9 protein-coding genes are annotated in these 17,672 nt (G+C 74.7%); 8 read left to right on the top strand and 1 reads right to left on the bottom strand.

The window, feature by feature from the left end:
* Window positions 1–47: 47 nt before the first annotated feature.
* The 7 genes from ACZ50K_RS20920 to asnB all read left to right on the top strand — a co-directional run bounded on the left by ACZ50K_RS20920 (window position 48) and on the right by asnB (window position 15,975).
* Complete coding sequence (locus ACZ50K_RS20920; RefSeq protein WP_468905043.1) at window positions 48–4,616, top strand: non-ribosomal peptide synthetase; 4,569 nt, start codon at window positions 48–50, stop codon at window positions 4,614–4,616.
* A complete protein-coding gene (locus ACZ50K_RS20915) occupies window positions 4,613–8,581 on the top strand; it encodes a non-ribosomal peptide synthetase (RefSeq protein ID WP_468905041.1) in 3,969 nt (1,322 codons plus the stop codon). Before ACZ50K_RS20920 ends, ACZ50K_RS20915 begins: the two co-directional genes overlap by 4 nt.
* Entirely contained in the window at window positions 8,578–9,708 is a 1,131-nt protein-coding gene (locus ACZ50K_RS20910; RefSeq protein WP_468905039.1) for a Gfo/Idh/MocA family oxidoreductase, read from the top strand. Before ACZ50K_RS20915 ends, ACZ50K_RS20910 begins: the two co-directional genes overlap by 4 nt.
* 133 nt (window positions 9,709–9,841) lie before the next feature.
* Window positions 9,842–11,581, top strand: coding sequence for an ABC transporter ATP-binding protein (locus ACZ50K_RS20905; RefSeq protein ID WP_468905036.1), 1,740 nt, complete (start codon window positions 9,842–9,844; stop codon window positions 11,579–11,581).
* Window positions 11,578–13,293: an ABC transporter ATP-binding protein gene (locus ACZ50K_RS20900; protein WP_468905033.1), complete on the top strand. Its 1,716-nt coding sequence runs from the start codon at window positions 11,578–11,580 to the stop codon at window positions 13,291–13,293. Before ACZ50K_RS20905 ends, ACZ50K_RS20900 begins: the two co-directional genes overlap by 4 nt.
* Window positions 13,294–13,301: 8 nt before the next feature.
* Complete coding sequence (locus tag ACZ50K_RS20895; RefSeq protein ID WP_468905030.1) at window positions 13,302–14,072, top strand: thioesterase II family protein; 771 nt, start codon at window positions 13,302–13,304, stop codon at window positions 14,070–14,072.
* A 58-nt stretch (window positions 14,073–14,130) separates the two neighbouring features.
* Window positions 14,131–15,975 carry an asparagine synthase (glutamine-hydrolyzing) gene (gene asnB / locus ACZ50K_RS20890; protein ID WP_468905027.1) on the top strand — a complete coding sequence of 615 codons (1,845 nt, stop codon included), beginning with the start codon at window positions 14,131–14,133 and terminating at the stop codon, window positions 15,973–15,975.
* A gap of 47 nt (window positions 15,976–16,022) precedes the next feature.
* Here asnB and ACZ50K_RS20885 read toward each other — a convergent pair whose 3' ends face one another.
* Window positions 16,023–16,478, bottom strand: coding sequence for an Lrp/AsnC family transcriptional regulator (locus ACZ50K_RS20885; protein WP_468905025.1), 456 nt, complete (start codon window positions 16,476–16,478; stop codon window positions 16,023–16,025).
* 126 nt (window positions 16,479–16,604) lie between these two features.
* On the opposite strand from ACZ50K_RS20885, the gene ACZ50K_RS20880 reads away from it, so the two are divergent.
* The gene (locus tag ACZ50K_RS20880) at window positions 16,605–17,606 is read left to right on the top strand and encodes an asparaginase (protein WP_468905022.1); all 1,002 of its coding nucleotides are present in this window, start codon (window positions 16,605–16,607) and stop codon (window positions 17,604–17,606) included.
* Window positions 17,607–17,672: the final 66 nt, after the last annotated feature.

The raw sequence follows: 17,672 nt of genomic DNA, 5'->3' as shown, positions 1-17,672 counted from the left end.
CCGGATGACGACGCCGCTGATCCCCCAGCGCGCAAGGGAGTTTGGACATGCCAACGAACGCCGGGATGGACCGGGACGGCCTCCGCAGGACGGTCGCCGACCTGCTGGGCATCGAGCTGACCACCGCCGACGACGACAGCAACCTCTTCGAACTCGGCCTCCAGTCGCTGGAGATGATGCGGCTGGCGAACCGGCTGGCCCGGACCGGCGCCGAGGTCAGCTTCGCCCGGCTGTCCGACGACCCCCGGCTGTCCGCCTGGTTCGGCCTGCTCGCCGACCGCCCGGCCGCCCCTCCGGTCCCGGCCCCGGGGGGACTCGCCGACCCCGAGGGCCGCCCCTTCCCGCTCACCGCGGTGCAGCAGGCGTATCTGATCGGCCGCGCCGACGACCAGCCGCTGGGCGGGGTCAGCTGCCACGCCTATCTGGAGTTCGAGGCGCGGAACGTGGACCCGGAGCGGCTGGAGCGGGCCGTACGGGCCCTGATCGCCCGGCATCCGATGCTGCGGGCGGCCTTCGCCGACGACGCCACCCAGCGGGTCCTGCCGGAGTCCGGCTGGCCGGGGGTGACCGTCCACGACGTACGCGCCCGGCCCGCCGACCAGGCGGCGGCAGCGGCCCTGGCCGTCCGCGACCGGCTGTCCCACCGCCGCCTCGACGTCGGACGGGGCGAGGTCCTCGACCTCACCCTGACCCGGCTCCCCGGCGGCACCGACCGGCTCCACTTCAACGTGGACCTGCTGGCCTCCGACCTGGCCAGCATCCGGGTGCTGCTCGGCGACCTCGCCGCCCTCTACGAGGACCCCGGGGCCCTCGAACCCCTCGACTGCACCTTCGGCCGCTACCTCGCCGAACAGGAGGCCCGGCGCGCCCCGGAGCGCGAACGGGCCCGCGGATACTGGCGGGAGCGGCTCCCCTCGCTGCCCGGCGGCCCCCGGCTGCCGCTGGCCGTCGACCCCGAGTCGGTGGCCGTGCCCCGCTTCACCCGCCGCTCGCACGGGCTCTCGGCCCAGGAGTGGCGCACCATGGAGCGGCTGGCGGCCGAGTCCGGGCTGACCCCCTCGGTGGTGCTGGCCACGGCGTTCGCGATGGTCCTCGGCCGCTGGAGCGGGGACGAGCACTTCCTGCTCAACCTGCCGCTGTTCGACCGGGACCTGGACGCCCATCCGCGGATCGACCGGGTGGTGGCCGACTTCACCGGACTGGTGCTGGTCGAGGTGGAGGCGGCGGCCGGCGGCTTCGCCGACCGGGCCCGCGCCATGCGCCGGCAGATGCACGAGGGCATCGGAAACTCCGCCTACTCCGGAGTCGACGTGCTGCGCGACTTCGTGCGCACCGACCAGGACGCGCCGCGCACCGCCCCGGTGGTCTTCGCCTGCGACCTGTCCGGGCCGCTGGTCCCGGACGCCTTCGCCGCCCGGTTCGGCGAGCCGGTCTGGATGATCTCCCAGACCCCGCAGATCTGGCTGGACCACCAGGTCTACCGCACCCGCGACGGCGGGGTGCTGCTGGTGTGGGACGCGGTGGAGGAACTCTTCCCGGCCGGTGTGCTGGACGCCATGATGTCGGCCTACGAGGGCCTGGTCCGCCGGCTGCTGGACGGCGGATGGGAGGCCGGGGCGCCGGAGATCCCACTGCCCCTCGCCCAGGAACAGCGGCGGACCGAGGTCAACGCGGCCGCCCGCCCGCTCACCGGGAACCTCCTGCACACGGAGTTCTTCGCACGGGCCGGCGGGCGGGCCGGGCGGCCCGCCCTGCTGTGGGGCGAGCGGGAGTCGGTCACCCACGGGGAACTGGCGCGCCGGGCCCTGTCCGTCGCCGGGGCGCTGACCCGGCGCGGAGTGGGCCGGGGCTGCCGCGTGGCGGTCACCGCCCCGAAGGGGGCCGGGCAGATCGCGGCCGTCCTCGGGGTGCTCGCCGCGGGCGCGGCCTATGTGCCGATCGGGGTGGACCAGCCGGCCGAACGGCGCGCCCGGATCCTCGAACTCAGCGGTGCGACCGTCCTGTTGGACGGTTCCGGGCTGCCGGGCCCGCACCAGGCCGGGGCCGAGGTGCTCGCCATCGGGGAGGCGCTGGCGGAGCCCCCGCTGGACGCCCCGGTGCCGGGCGAGGACCGGGACACCGCCTATGTGATCTTCACTTCGGGCTCCACCGGGCTGCCCAAGGGCGTGGAGGTCAGCCACCGGGCGGCCGTCAACACCGTGGAGGACGTCAACGAGCGGTTCGGGATCGGCTCCGGCGACCGGGTCCTCGCGGTCTCCGCGCTGGACTTCGACCTCTCGGTGTGGGACGTGTTCGGCTTCCTCGCGGCCGGCGGCGCCGCCGTCCTGGTGCCCGAGTCCGGGCGCCGCGACGCCGCCCAGTGGCTGGACCTGTGCCGACGGCACGGGGTGACCGTCTGGAACTCCGTCCCGGCCCTGCTGGACATGGCGCTGACCGCCGCCGACGGGCACCCGCTGCCCGCCTCCCTGCGGCTGGCCCTGCTGTCCGGCGACTGGATCGGCCTCGACCTGCCCGGCCGGCTGGCCCGCGCCTCGGACGGCCGGTGCCGGCTGGTCGCGCTGGGCGGCGCCACCGAGGCGGCGATCTGGTCCAACTCCCACGAGTTCGCCGCCGGGGCCGCCGAACTCCCCGCGCACTGGCGGTCCGTCCCGTACGGAAAACCGCTGCGCAACCAGCGGTTCCGGGTGGTCGACGGCCTCGGCCGGGACTGCCCCGACTGGGTCCCCGGCGAGCTGTGGATCGGCGGCACCGGGGTGGCCCTCGGCTACCGGGGCGATCCCGAGCTGACCGCGGCCCGCTTCCCGGAACGGGACGGCGGGCGCTGGTACCGCACCGGGGACCTCGGCCGCTACTGGCCGGACGGGAACCTGGAGTTCCTCGGCCGGCTCGACCACCAGGTGAAGATCAACGGCTTCCGGATCGAACTCGGGGAGATCGAGACCGTCCTGCTGGCGCACCCCGAGGTGGCGCAGGCGGTGGCCGTCCCGATCACCGGGGGCCGCCCGGAACTGGTCGCCGCCCTGGTCGAACACCCCCCGGCGCCGGACGCGACCCCGGCCCCGGAACCGGCCCGGGACCGGGCCCCGGACCGGCCGGAGGCCCGTACGGAAGCCGCCGGCCGGGCCGGGCGGGAGGCCTTCCTGCCGCCCGCCGCGGCCACCGGCACCCGGCTCCTGGAACACCGGCTGGTCGAGGTGCTCCTCGCCCAGGTGCTGGCCCCGCTGGTCGGCCCCGGCGGGGAAGCGGCCCGCGCCGCCGCCGTCCGCGCCGCCCAGCGCCCGGTGGCGGAGATCTGGCTGGAGTACCTCACCCGGCGCTCGGTCCTGGAATCCGCCACCGGAACCGGCCACACCCACGGCCCCCGCTGGGCGGAGGCCACCGACCCGGTCCGGATCAAGGAGGTCCGGGAGGCCACCCGGGGGACCGAACTGGACCAGGTCGCCACCGCACTGGAATGGGCCGGCCCGCTGCTCGGCGCGATCCTGGCCGGCCGGGCGGACGCCCTGGCCCTGCTCGACGACCCGGTCCTGGCCCCCGAGGCACTCGGCGACCTGGCCCCGGCCGCGGCCCTCCTGCTGGGGGCCGTCGCCGAGGACCTGCGGGCGCGGGCCGAGGCCGCCGACCCGCCGTCCGTCGCCGAATGGGACGTGGCCGACGGCCGGGGCGCCGCCCGCCTGCTGACCGCACTGGGCCCCGGCACGGTCGAGTACACCCTCCTCGGCCCCGCGCTCCCGGCGCTGGCCGCCACCGGCACCCGGCTGAACGCGCTCGGGCACCGGACCAGGGGCGCGCTCCAGGGCCCCGCCGCGATCGCGGCACAGCACCTCCACGCCTTCGACGCGGTGGTGGCGAACAACGTGCTGCACCGGATGCCCGACCCGGAGACGGCCCTGGCCGCCACCGCCCTGCTGCTGGCCCCCGGCGGACGCCTCTACCTGCTGGAACGGGAACACCCCAGCCCGCTCGCCCTGGTCACCGCACTGCCGCTGGAGGCACGCGCCGGCCGCTTCGAGGAGGGCCGGCCGGAGTCCGGCTGGCTGTACGGGCGCGAGCGCTGGGCGCGGGCCTGCGCCGGGGCCGGCCTGGTCGGGGCCCGGGTGCTGGCGGCCGGTCCCGGCGGCGAGGTGCTGCTGGTCGCGGACCGGCCCGCGACGGCCCGCGGGATCGACGCGGACCGGCTGCGCCGGTGGGCCGCCGACCGGCTGCCCGAGCACATGGTCCCGGCCCGGTTCGCGGTCCTGCCCGCACTGCCGCTCAGCGGCAACGGAAAGGTCGACCGGGGGCGGATCCGGGCGGCCCTGGAGGAGTCCGCCGACCGCCCCCGCGAGGTGGGCGAACCGCCCCGGGGAGGCACCGAGGGCTTCGTCGCCGAGCGCTGGACCGGGCTGCTGGGCCTGGACGCGGTCGGCCGGGAGGAGAACTTCTTCCGGCTCGGCGGGGACAGCCTGCTGGCCACCCGGTTCGTCGCGGAGGTCCGCGCCGTCCGGGGGGTCGAACTCCCCATGCGCGAGGTGATGCGCACCCCCACCGTGGTGGCGCTGGCCGCGCTCATCGACCGGCTCGCGACCGCGGCCGGACCGGGTCACCAGGACGACTGCGAAGAGGGTGCGGTGTGAACGCCAACGACCTGATCGAAGAGTTCCGGGCGGCCGGCATCCGGCTGTGGCGGGAGGGGGAGCAGCTGCGCTTCCGTGCCCCCCGGGGCGCGATGACCGAGCACCGGCTGACCGAACTCCGGTCGCGCAAGACGGAGTTGCTGGCCCTCCTGCCCGAAGGCGCCGGGACCGATACGGCCTCCGCCGGGACGGACGGGAGGTCCGCCGGGTCCGCCCCGGTGTGGCAGGACCGGCCCGGTGCGGCCGCCGAGCCCTTCCCGCTCACCGACATCCAGTCGGCCTATCTCTTCGGCCGCAACGCGGCCTTCGACTACGGCGGCGTCTCCTGCCACGTCTACCTGGAGTACGCCTACCCCGCCGACCTGGACCCCGGCCGGCTCCAGACGGCCTGGGACGGACTGGTCCGGCGGCACGGCGCGCTGCGCACGGTCATCTCCGAGGACGGCACCCAGCGGGTGCTGCCCGAACTCCCGGACACCCGACTGGAGTTCGCCGACCTGCGGACGGCGCCCGCGGACACCGTCGAGAAGACCCTCGCCGGGATCCGCGAGGAGCTCTCCCACAAGGTGCACCCGGCGGGCGCCCGCCCGATGTACGAACTGCGGCTCACCCTGGCCGCCGACCGGAGCCTGCTGCACGTGTCGGTGGACTTCATGGCCCTGGACTGGCTCAGCATGCAGCGGCTGCTGACCGAGCTGGACCTCCGCTACCGGCGGCCCGACCACCCCCTGGAACCGGTGGACGCCACCTTCCGGGACTACGTCCTCGCCGAGCACCGGCTGCGCGGCACCGACCGGTACGCCCGCGACCGCGCCTACTGGTGGGACCGGCTCGACACACTGCCCGGAGCCCCGGCGCTGCCGCTGCGCGAGGACCACGACCCGGCGGCCTCGCCCGCCGCGTTCCGCCGGCTGACCGCCGCCCTGGACGACCGGGTGTGGGCGGCGCTGAAGGCCCGGGCCGCCGAGCACGGCATCACCGCGGCCAACGCGGTCCTGGCGGCGTACGCGGAGACCATCGGCCGCTGGAGCGGCACCGAGCGGTTCTGCCTCGGCCTGCCGGTGCTCAACCGGATGCCCCTGCACCCGGGAGTGGACCGGCTGCTCGGCGACTTCACCTCGCTGAGCCTGCTCGCCGTGGAACCCGGCGGCCGCACCGGCTTCGCCGAGCGGGCACGGGCGCTGGGCGAGCGGGTCTTCGAGGACCTCGACCACCGGCTGTTCAGCGGGGTGGAGGTGCTGCGCGAGCTCACCCGGCGGCGCGGCCGGGAGGCGGCGGCGGTGCTCCCGGTGGTGTTCACCGGCAGCATCGGGGTCGGCGGGGCCGCCGAGTCGGCCGCGGGCCGGTCGGCCCGCCCGGTGTACGGGATCAGCCAGACCCCGCAGGTGTGGATCGACTGCCAGGTCGGCGACCAGTACGGCGGCCTGGACATCAACTGGGACATCCGGGAAGGGGTCCTCCCCGAGGGCCTGGCGGAGGAGATGTTCGCCGCCTTCGAGGGGCTGCTGCACCGGCTGGCCGGACACGCCGGAGCCTGGGCCGCGGTGGACCCGCAGCCGCTCCCGGACGCGCAGCGGGCCCGCCGCGCCGAGGCGAACGCCACGGCCGCCCCCGCCCCCGGGGGCCTGCTGCACGAGCCGCTGGTGGCCTACGCCCGCCGGTTCCCGGACCGGGTGGCGGTGATCGACCCGGCGGGGGCGATGACGTACGGGGAGTGGCTCGGGCGCGCCGCCGGGGTGGCGGCGGAGCTGCGGGCGGCGGGCTGCCGGCCCGGCGGCTTCGTCGGCGTACTGGTCGACAAGAGCCGGGAGCAGGCCGTCGGGGTGCTCGGGGTGCTCCTGGCGGGCGGGGTGTACGTGCCGGTGGACCTCGGCCAGCCGGCCGTCCGCCGGGACCGCATCCTCACCGACAGCGGCTGCGCCTTCGCCGTGGTCGCCGGCCAGGGGGCGGTGACGGCGCCGCCCGGGGTCCGGACGGTGGACGTGTCCGGGGTCCGGCGGGTGCCGGTGGCCGAGGTGCCCGAGGGTGTCGCGGTGGACCCCGGCGAACTCGCCTACGTCATGCACACCTCGGGTTCCACGGGGGTGCCCAAGGGGGTGATGATCGACCACCGGGCGGCCGCCAACACGGTGCACGACATCAACGGGCGCTTCGGGGTCGGGGACGCCGACCGGGTGCTGGGACTGGCGGCGCTCAGCTTCGACCTGTCGGTCTACGACCTGTTCGGGCCGCCCGCCGTCGGTGCCGCCCTCGTGCTGCCGGACCCGGCCCGCCGGGGCGACCCCTCGCACTGGGCGGCGGTGGTGGCCGGGCACGGGGTGACCCTGTGGAACTCGGTGCCCGCCCAGCTCCAGATGCTGCTGCACTACCTGGACGCGGAACCGGCCGACCTCGGCGTGCTGCGGCTGGCCCTGCTGTCGGGGGACTGGATCCCGCTGTCGCTGCCCCAACACGCCGGCCGGCACCTGCCCGGCACCGAACTGGTCAGTCTGGGCGGGGCGACGGAGGCGGCGATCTGGTCGATCCACCACCGGATCGGGACCGTGGAACCGCACTGGCGCAGCATCCCCTACGGCACCCCGCTCGCGAACCAGCGGTTCCACGTGCTCGACTCGGCCCTGCGGGACCGGCCCGACCTGGTCGTCGGCGAGCTGTACATCGCGGGCGCCGGGCTGGCCACCGGCTACCTCAACGACCCGGAGCGGACCGCGGAGCGTTTCCTGCGGCATCCGGAGACGGGGGAGGCGCTCTACCGCACCGGGGACCTCGGCCGCTATCTGCCGGACGGCGGGATCGAGTTCGCCGGCCGCGCCGACCAGCAGATCAAGATCCGCGGGCACCGGATCGAGCTCGGCGAGATCGAGGCGGTGCTCGGCGAGCACCCCGCGGTGGGCACCTGCGTGGTGCTGACGGCGGGCGGCGACGCCTTCGAGCGCTCGCTGGTCGCCTTCGTCATCCCGAGCGGGCCGGACACCGCCCCGCAGGGCGCGGAACTCGTCCGCTGGGTGGCGGACCGGCTGCCCTCGCACATGGTCCCGGCCCGGGTGCGGCTGGTGGACTCGCTGCCCCTGACCGGGAACGGGAAGGTCGACCGCAAGCGGCTCCTGGAGTCCGCCCCGGCGCCCGCCGCCCCGCGGGCCGGCCGCGCGGGGCCGCCGAGGCCGGGCACGGAGCGTCGGATCGCCCTGCTGTGGGGGGAGGTGCTCGGCGCCGGACCGGCCGACCGGGAACAGGGGTTCTTCGAGGCGGGCGGCGACTCGCTGCTGGCCGCCCGGTTCGTGGGGCAGCTGCGGGAGAACCTGCCGGAGGCCGGGCGGATCCCCTTCGACGTGCTGCTGCGGGCCCTGCTGGAGGGGCCGACGGTGGCCGCCCTGGCCGGACGGATCGAGTCCGCGCCCGGGGCCGAGACGGCGGACGCGCCGGTGGCCGGGGCGGTGGCCGGGTCGGACCCGGAGCCGGCGCTGGTCCGGCTCGCCGGGCCGGGCGGCGGGCCGGTGCGGCTGCTGGTCCACGAGGGGCCGGAGGTGCCGGAGGCCGACCGGGCGACGGTCACCGCACTGGCCGGGGACGGCACCCTGCTGGGGATCGCCCTGCCTGCCGGGGCCGCCGGGGCCGCCGGGGCCGCCGGGCCCGCTGGGGCGGTCGAGGAGTTCGAGGAGTTCGAGGAGTTCGTGCTCGGCCGTGCCCGGGAGGTCCGGGCCGCCGGGCACCGGGAGGTCGAGGTCATCGGCCTGGGCGCGGGCGGGCCGGCCGCCCTGGAGCTGGCCCGGGCGTTCGCCGAAGGGGGCCTGACGGTGCTCCGGCTGACGCTGGCGCCGCGCGGCCGTGTGCCGGCGTACGACCCGGAACCGTACGCGGGAGACATCACCCTGGTCGGCACGGTCGGGCGGGACGGGCCCTGGCGCGAGGTCTGTCTGGGCGAACTGACCCTGGTCGATGACCTGTTCGCGGAGGACCGGCGATGAGGCGGGCCGGTGCGGAAGGTCCGCTGCGGGTCGTGGTGTGCGGCACCCGGTTCGGCCAGGTGTATCTCGCGGCCCTGGCCGCGGCCGCCCCCGGACGCTTCCGGCTGGCCGGGGTCCTGGCCCGGGGGAGCGCCCGGTCGGTGGCCCTCGCCGAGCGGTACGGGGTGCCGCTCTACACCAAGGTGGCGGAGCTGCCCGAGGAGGTCGACGCCGCCTGTGTGGTCGTGTCCACCGCGGTCGGCGGCGGCCGGGGCGCCGAGCTGGCGCAGTCCCTGCTGGCGCGCGGGATCCATGTGCTCCAGGAGCATCCGGTGCATCCGGCCGAGCTGGCGGACTGCCTGCGGGCGGCCCGCCGGACCGGCACCCAGTACACCGTCAACTCCTTCTATCCGCACCTGGAACCGGTCCGGCGGTTCACCGGGGCGGCGCGGCGGCTGGTCGGGATGCGCCGGCCGGTGTTCGTCGACGCGCTGTGCGCGGTGCAGGTGTCCTACGACCTGCTCGACATCCTGGCCGGGGTCTTCGACGGGCTGCGCCCCTGGTCGGTCTCCTCCGTGACGGGCGGCGCGGGCCGGCCGCTGACCGCGGTGGAGGGGCAGGTCGCGGGTGTGCCGCTGACCCTGCGGGTGGAGAACCGGATGCAGGCGGGGGACGACAGTTCGAGCCTGCTGCTGCACCGGATCACCGTCGGCACCGACGCGGGCAACCTGATGCTGGCCAACACCCACGGCCCGGTGGTCTGGAGCCCGGTGCTGCACCTGCCCTCGGACGGTTCGGGGCGGTTCCTGCCCGGCCGGTCGGAGGCGGCGGGGGCGGAGGCGGCGGAGGCGTGGCCGCACGGGGCGGGTGTCACCGGAGGGTTCGTGGGGCCGTCCGGGACGCCCACCTGGTCGGGTGCCGTGCACGAGGTCTGGGGGGAGGGGGTGCTGACCGCGCTGGAGGGGCTGCGCGAGCGGGTGGACTCCGGCCGGGACCCGCTGGAGGGCAGCCAGCGCCCGCTGGCCGTGGCCCGGGCCTGGCAGGAGCTGACCGAGGCGCTCGGCTATCCCGAGGTGGCCGAACCGGCCGTCGGGGACCCGCTGACGGTGGCCGATCTTGCAGGTCAGCCCGTATCCGGCCACCCGTAGGGCGACGGCCGGCGGCCGCGCCGCCACGGTGGTGGCAGAGCTGTCCCGTGCGCGGTACCGTGATATCGGAACGCGTATGAAAATTGATGGGAGAACGATGAGCGCGATCGGTCCCGCTGAGGCGGAACAGGGAATGGGACGGCTGTTACGTCCGTTTGCCGGGAGTTTCGCGGCGGTGGTGGTCCTCCAGGTGGTGGGCGCCCTGGCCGGCCTGGCCCCGCTGCTGGCGGTGGTCGAGCTGGGGAGGACCCTGCTGGAGCCGGGCCCGGTGGACCGGGACCACGTGTGGACCGTGGTGACGGTGGGCGCGGTGGGACTGTTCGTGAAGCTGGTGTTCACGGCGGCCTCCTCCGGGATCGGCCATGTGATGGACGGCCGGGTCCAGCTCTCGTTCCGGCGCCGGCTGGCGGCCCGGCTGGGCCGGGTGCCGATCGGCTGGTTCTCCCGCCGCCGGACCGGCGAGCTGGCGAAGGTGGTGGGCGAGGACGTGGGCGCGGTGCACCCGTTCATCGCGCACACCCCGGGGGAGCTGGTGTCCGCGTTCGTGGTGCCGCTGGCCTCCCTGGTCTACCTGTTCACCGTGGACTGGCTGCTGACGCTGATCACCCTGGTGCCCGTGGTGCTGGCGATGGCGATGGTGCCGCTGATGATGACCCCTTCGCGGGTGCGCGAGCAGGAGGAGTTCGACGCGGCGATGGGCCGCATCAACTCCTCGGTCATCGAGTTCGTGCAGGGCATCGCGGTGGTCAAGGCCTTCGGCGGGTCGGGGCGCGCGCACCGCAGGTTCCGGACGGCCACGGACGAGTTCGTCGGCACCTTCCAGCAGTGGGTGCGCGGGATCTCCCGGATCGCGGCCGGAATGCAGTTGGCCCTGTCGCCGCCGTTCGTGATGCTGGTGGTGCTGACCGGCGGGGCCGTGATGATCAGCGGCGGCGACCTGGCCCCGGCGGACCTGCTGCCGTTCCTGCTGCTGGGCCTCGGGCTGACCGCACCGGTGGCGGCACTGGGCCACGGCTTCGACGACATCCAGGCCGCGACCCGGGCGGTCGCCCGGATCCGCGAGGTCCTCGCCGTGGAACCGCTGCCGGAGCCGGCCCGCCCCAAGTCCCCGCAGGGCCACCGGGTCGAACTGCGCGACGTCCGCTTCGCCTACGAACCCGACCGCGAGGTGCTCCGCGGCGTCGACCTGGTCCTGGAACCGGGCACCGTCACCGCCGTCGTGGGCCCCTCCGGCAGCGGCAAGTCGACCCTGGTGCAGCTGCTGCCCCGGTTCTTCGACCCGACCGCCGGCCAGGTGGTCGTCGGCGGGGTCGACCTGACCGAGATGGCCGCCGCGGACCTGTACCGGACGGTGTCGTTCGTGTTCCAGGACGTGCGGCTGCTGCGCGCCTCGGTCGCGGAGAACATCGCGCTGGCCGTCCCGCACGCGGACCGCTCCGAGATCGTCCGCGCGGCCCGGCTCGCCAACATCCACGAGCGGATCCTCCAGCTCCCCGACGGCTACGACACCGTCATCGGCGAGGACACCGGCCTCTCCGGCGGCGAGGCCCAGCGCGTGGCCATCGCCCGCGCCCTGCTCGCCGACACCCCCGTCCTGGTCCTCGACGAAGCGACCGCCTTCGCCGACCCGCACACCGAACGGGCCGTCCGGCACGCCCTGTCCACCCTGGAAGGCGAACGCACCGTCCTGGTCATCGCCCACCGACTGGAGACCGTCATCGACGCCGACCACGTGATCATGCTGGAGGACGGGCGGATCGCCGAGCAGGGCCGACCCGCCCGACTCCTCGCCCAGGACGGCCGGTTCAAGGAGTTCTGGCAGGCCCGGCAGACCGCGTCCGTGCCCGCCCCGCAGGGAGGTGAAACCCGATGATCCGCATGCTGACGAGCGTCCTGGGACGCCGCTACGCCGCCCCGCTGCGGCGCACCGTGGCCCTGATGACGGCCACCTGTATCGCCGAGGGCCTCTCCTACGCCCTCCTGGTCCCCATCCTCCGCGAGCTGTTCGGGCCCACCCCCGAGGACGCCCGCCCCTATCTGATCGCCTTCGGCGCCGCCTTCGCCCTCTACGCCGCCCTGCGCTACATCAGCGACCTGGCCGGCTTCCACGTCGGCACCGAACTGCTGCGCGGCCTCTACCACCGGCTGGGCGACCACATGTCCACCCTCCCCATCGGCTGGTACAGCACCGGCCGCCTGGGCGAGATCTCCGTCCTGGCCAGCCGCGGCGTCCTCCAGGCCATGAGCGTCATCGCCCATCTGCTGGCCCCCTTCATCGCCGCCGCCGTCACCCCCGCCACCATCGTGGTGGTCATCCTGGTCTTCAACTGGCAGCTCGGCCTGGCCGCCCTGGCGGCCGCGCCCCTGGTCGCCGCCATCCAGTACCTCACCGGCCGCTCCATGGCCGCCCTCGACGAGGAGCGCGCCGAACGCGACGCCGAGGCCACCGCCCGTGTCATCGAGTACCTCCAGATCCAGCCCGTACTGCGGGCCGGCGGCCGCACCACGGAGCGGTTCACCCTCCTCGACGGCGCCCTCGCCGACGTCGAGGCCACCTCGCGGCGCACCACCGTCAAGGCGCTGCCCGCCGCCATCGGCCTCACCCTCACCGTCCAGGCCGCCTACACCGCCCTCCTCGTCCTGGGCACCCACCTCGCCCTCGGCGGCACCATCACCACCGCCGAGACCCTCACCGTCCTCGTCCTCGCCGCCCGCTGCGCCGACCCGCTGCTCTCCCTCACCGACATCAGCGGCAAACTCCGCGGCGCCCGCCACGTCCTGGCCAAGCTCGACACCGTCCTGCGGACCCCGCCGCTGCCCGAGCCCGCCCACCCCCGGCAGCCCGACCACCACGCCCTGCGACTGGAGGACGTCACCTTCGCCCGGACCGGCCGGACCGTCCTGGACCACGCCGACCTCACCGTCCCCCAGGGCAGCAGGCTGGCCCTCGTCGGCCCCTCCGGCGCGGGCAAGACCACCCTGCTGCAACTCCTGGCCCGCTTCCACGACACCGACGCCGGCACGGTCCGCATCGGGGACACCGACGTCCGCGACATCGCCACCGAGGACCTGATGGCCCGGATCGCCATCGTCTTCCAGGACGTCTACCTCTTCGACGGCACCATCGAGGACAACATCCGCCTCGGCAAGCCCGACGCCACCGAGGCCGAACTCCGGGCCGCCGCCACCGCCGCCCGCCTCGACGAGGTCATCGAACGGCTCCCGGACGGATGGAGCACCCCCGTCGGCGAGGGCGGCAACCTCCTCTCCGGAGGGGAACGCCAGCGCGTCTCCATCGCCCGCGCCCTCCTCAAGGACGCCCCGATCGTGCTCCTCGACGAGGTGACCTCCGCACTCGACCCGGTCAACGAGACGGCCGTCCACGAGGGCATCGAACGCCTGATGCGCGGCCGGACCGTGGTGATGGTCGCCCACCGGATGCGCACCGTCCAGCGCGCCGACCACGTCGCCTTCCTCGACGGCGGCCGCATCGTCGAACACGGCACCCACGAGGAACTCCTCGGGCGGAACGGCCGCTACGCCGAGTTCTGGAACATCTCCATGGCACCCGCGACCAGCGAATAGGAGGAGGAATGTCCGCTTTCCGCCGACACGCCCCGCGGCCGTACGCCCGGGCCCGGGTGCTGCTGTTCCCGCACGGCGGCGGCAGCGCGAGCTACTACCGCACCTGGGCGGCCGCCGCCCCCTGGGACATCGAGTTCCTCGCGGTCCAGTACCCGGGCCGCGAGGACCGGTACGCCGAACCGGTCCCGGCGGACGTCCAGGAGCTGGCCGCCGCCCTGGCGGACGGGGTGCGGGCCGACGGCCCGCCGCTCCCCACGGTGGTGTTCGGCCACAGCATGGGCGCCCTGGTGGCGTACGAGTTCGCCCGCCGGCTGTCGGCGGCGGGCGAGGAGCCGGGGGCCCTGGTGGTGTCCGGGCACCCGGCCCCGCACCTCACCCGGCCGGGCCGGGTACACCTGGGCGGCGACGAGGACCTGGTGGCGGAGCTCCGCCGGACCGGGGCCACCCATCTGGACCTGCTCGACGACCCCGGGCTGATCAGGGCGTTCCTGCCCGTCATCCGGGGCGACTACCGGCTGAGCGAGACCTACCGCCCGCTGCCCGGGGGGCCGCCGCTCGACCTCCCGGTCACGGTGCTCTACGGGGACCGGGACCCGGAGATCGAGCCCCGGGAGGCCGAGGGCTGGCGCGAGACCACCGGCGGCCCGTGCGAGGTCCGGGTCCTCGACGGCGGCCACTTCTACCTCGACCGGCACCGCGACCGGGTCGTGGAGCTCCTCACCGTACGGGCCCGGGCGGCCGCCGAGGCCTCACCGGTGCCGTGGCTGTCCGCCCCGTGAGGGGCACACCGAATTCCGACACATCAGCAGATACGCGTATCCAAACGGGGGTTGTGACATGTGCGGTATAGCCGGCTGGGTCTCCTTCGACACCGATCTGACCCGTCGGGGCGAGACCATCGACGCGATGACCGGGACCATGGCGTGTCGCGGTCCCGACGGCAGCGGCACCTTCGTCCGCACCCACGTCGGCCTCGGACACCGGCGCCTCGCCGTCATCGACCTGCCCGGCGGGGTGCAGCCGATGACGGTGGGCACCCCGGCCGGCGACATCGCCCTGGTGTACTCCGGCGAGGCCTACAACTTCCAGGAACTCCGCACCCGTCTGAAGTCCCTCGGGCACGCCTTCCGGACCGACAGCGACACCGAGGTGGTCCTGCACGCCTACCTGGAATGGGGCGAGAGCCTCGTCGACCACCTCGACGGCATGTACGCCTTCGCCGTCTGGGACGGGCGGGAGGGCCGGCTGCTGCTGGTGCGCGACCGCATGGGCATCAAGCCGCTCTTCTACCACCCCACCCCGGACGGTGTCCTCTTCGGCTCCGAGCCCAAGGCGATCCTGGCGAACCCGCTGGTGCGCAAGGCCGTGGACACCGACGGGCTGCGCGAGCTGTTCGCCCAGACCAAGACCCCGGGCTGGGCCCTGTGGAAGGGCATGCACGAGCTGCTGCCGGGCACTCTGATGAGCGTGGACCGCGACGGCATCCGGCAGCGGACGTACTGGCGGCTGGAGGCGGCCGAGCACACCGACAGCCGCGAGGACACCGTGGCACGGATCCGCGAGTCCCTCACCGGGGTGGTCGACCGGCAGCTGATCTCGGACGTCCCGCAGTGCGTGCTGCTCTCCGGCGGCCTGGACTCCAGCGCGCTCACCGGGCTGGCGGCCGAGCGCCTGGGCCTGCGGGGCGAGCGGGTCCGCACCTTCTCGGTGGACTTCGCCGGCCAGGAGGAGAACTTCGTCCCCGACGAGATGCGGGAGACCCCCGACTCCCCGTTCGTCCGCGACGTGGCGGCGCACGTCGGGTCCGCGCACCGGGACGTGGTGCTGGACCCGGCGGACCTCTCCGACCCGGCGGTGCGGCGCGCGACCGTGGCCGCCCGGGACATCCCCAACGGGTTCGGCGACCTCGACAGCTCCCTCTACCTGCTGTTCAAGGCGATCCGGGAGCAGTCCACGGTGGCGCTGTCGGGGGAGTCGGCGGACGAGGTGTTCGCCGGCTACCCCTGGTTCCACCACGAGCCGCTGACCCGGGTCCGGACGTTCCCGTGGATGGCGGTCATCCCGCCGCTGAGCCTCGCGGCCCGTACCGACCACGTCGAGCCGGGTCTGCGGGCGCGGCTGGACGTGGCGGGCTACACCGCCGACCAGTACGCGAGCGCCCTCGGCCAGGTCGAGTACCTCGACGGGGAGTCCGAGCAGGACCGCCGGATGCGCGCCGTCTCGCACCTCCACCTGACCCGTTTCGTGCGCCACATGCTGGACCGCAAGGACCGGCTGTCGATGGCGGTCGGCCTGGAGGTCCGGGTGCCGTTCTGCGACCACCGGCTGGTGGAGTACGTCTACAACACCCCGTGGGCGCTCAAGTCCTTCGACGGGCGGGAGAAGAGCCTGCTCCGGCACGCCACCGCGCACGTGCTGCCGCGCTCGGTCGTGGAGCGGGTCAAGAGCCCGTACCCCTCCCCGCAGAACCCGCAGTACGCGGCGAACCTCCAGCAGCAGGTGAAGGAGCTCCTCGCGGAACCGGACGCGGCGGTGTTCGCGCTGGTGGACCGGGACTGGTCGCAGCAGGTCGTGGGCCAGGACCCGGCGACCATGAACACCGCCGTCCGGGCCGGTCTGGAGCGGGTGCTCGACCTGCACACCTGGCTGGACCTGCACTCCCCGGAGCTGCTGCTGGACTAGCGGCCGCCGGACCGGGCGGCTGCCGGACCGGGCGGGACGGAGTGTGCTCAGGAGCCCACCGGAAGGCCGGTGGGCTCCTTGATGCGCTTCATGATGATCTGCGAGTTGACCTCGGTGACGCCCGAGAGCGCGGTCAGCTGCTCGATCCACAGCCGCTCGTAGGCGCGGAGGTCCGCCACCGCGATCCGGAGCAGGCAGCCGGGGCTGCCGAAGAGCCGGTACGCCTCGATGACGTCCGGAATGTCCTGGAGCGCGGCCTCGAAGGCCTCCACCGCCTCCCGGTCCCGGCGGACCTCCACCGATACCAGCACCTCGAACCCGCGCCCGACCGCCGCCGGGTCGATCACCGCCCGGTAGCCCTGGATCACCCCGTCCTGCTCCAGCTGCCGGACCCTGCGCAGACAGGGGGCGGGGGTGAGGCCCACGCGCTGGGCGAGCTCCTGGTTGCTGAGCCGGCCGTCCCGCTGGAGCTCGCGCAAGATATCTCTGTCAATCGCGTCCATGACGCAATTATCCCTCACTGTTTGTGAACCGGAGCCTTGGATTCGCAATCGTATTGCGCACCGGTCTCCCTATCATTGCGGCGTACGAATGGGTGTGCGGAAAACGGACGGAAGGGCGGGCAGACCGTGGGACGGATCGTCGTCATCAGCACCGGCGGGACGATTGCGAGCCGCTGGCAGGGTTCCGGTTTCGCCGCGGACGCGGACGGGCGCGAGGTCATGGCCACCGCCCCGCTCCCGGAAGGCGTGATCGTCGAGGTCGTCGACCTCTTCAGCGTCAACAGCCCCCGACTGACCACCGCACACCAGCTGACCCTGCTGCGCACCGTCCACGAGGTGCTGGCCGACCCCGGGGTCGAGGGCGTCGTCGTCACCCACGGCACGGACACCCTGGAGGAGTCCGCGTTCCTGCTGGACCTCCACCACCACGACGAGCGGTCCGTGGTGTTCACCGGATCGCAGCTGCCGATGGACGCGGCGGACGCGGACGGCCCCGGCAACCTCTACGACGCCCTGCTGGTGGCCTCCCGGACCCGCGGACTGGGCGTCCTGGTCTCCTTCGCCGGCCGGGTGCACGGCGCCCGCGGCACCATCAAGACCCAGACCCTGGCGGCCGACGCCTTCTCCGACCCGTCCGGCGAATGGCTCGGAAAGATCGGCTTCGGCAAGGTGACGGTCCTGCGGAAGCCCCGCCGGCCTGTTCCGCTGGCCCTGCCCCCGATGCCCGACACCCAGCCCCGGGTGGACATGGTCATGCACCACGCCGACGGCGATCCGGTCCTGCTGAACGCGGCCATCGAGGCCGGCGCCCGCGGGGTCGTCCTGGTCGCCACCGGGGCGGGCAACGCCACCCCGGAGATCGTGGCGGCCGTCGAGGCGGCGGTGGCGCGCGGGGTCCTGATCGCCCTGACCACCCGGGTCCCGGCCGGCCCGGTCACCGAGATCTACACCCACGGCGGAGCCGTGGACCTGGTGGCGGCGGGCGCCGTCCCCACCGGCACCCTGCGGGCCGGACAGGCCCGGATCGCCGTACTGGCGGCCCTGCTGGCCGCCGGCGACCCGGTCGAACAGGGCCGCGTCCTGCGCAGCATCCTGGAGGCCCCCGCCTCGGTCCCGGCCGACGCCTGACCTTCTGCCGTCTTCCGCCCGCCGTCCGCCGTCCACGGGGTTTTCCACAGGCCCCGGGGGCGGCCG

The organism is Streptomyces sp. NPDC033845, assembly GCF_055576225.1.
This window is presented reverse-complemented; position numbering and strand designations above follow the sequence as displayed.

What these genes read in the sequence shown, in the direction of transcription:
- asnB (WP_468905027.1), top strand. Translation starts at nt 14,131, where the DNA reads ATGTGCGGTATAGCCGGCTGGGTCTCCTTCGACACCGATCTGACCCGT.
- ACZ50K_RS20905 (WP_468905036.1), top strand. Translation starts at nt 9,842, where the DNA reads ATGGGACGGCTGTTACGTCCGTTTGCCGGGAGTTTCGCGGCGGTGGTG.
- ACZ50K_RS20895 (WP_468905030.1), top strand. Translation starts at nt 13,302, where the DNA reads ATGTCCGCTTTCCGCCGACACGCCCCGCGGCCGTACGCCCGGGCCCGG.
- ACZ50K_RS20920 (WP_468905043.1), top strand. Translation starts at nt 48, where the DNA reads ATGCCAACGAACGCCGGGATGGACCGGGACGGCCTCCGCAGGACGGTC.
- ACZ50K_RS20885 (WP_468905025.1), bottom strand. Translation starts at nt 16,478, where the DNA reads ATGGACGCGATTGACAGAGATATCTTGCGCGAGCTCCAGCGGGACGGC.
- ACZ50K_RS20910 (WP_468905039.1), top strand. Translation starts at nt 8,578, where the DNA reads ATGAGGCGGGCCGGTGCGGAAGGTCCGCTGCGGGTCGTGGTGTGCGGC.
- ACZ50K_RS20900 (WP_468905033.1), top strand. Translation starts at nt 11,578, where the DNA reads ATGATCCGCATGCTGACGAGCGTCCTGGGACGCCGCTACGCCGCCCCG.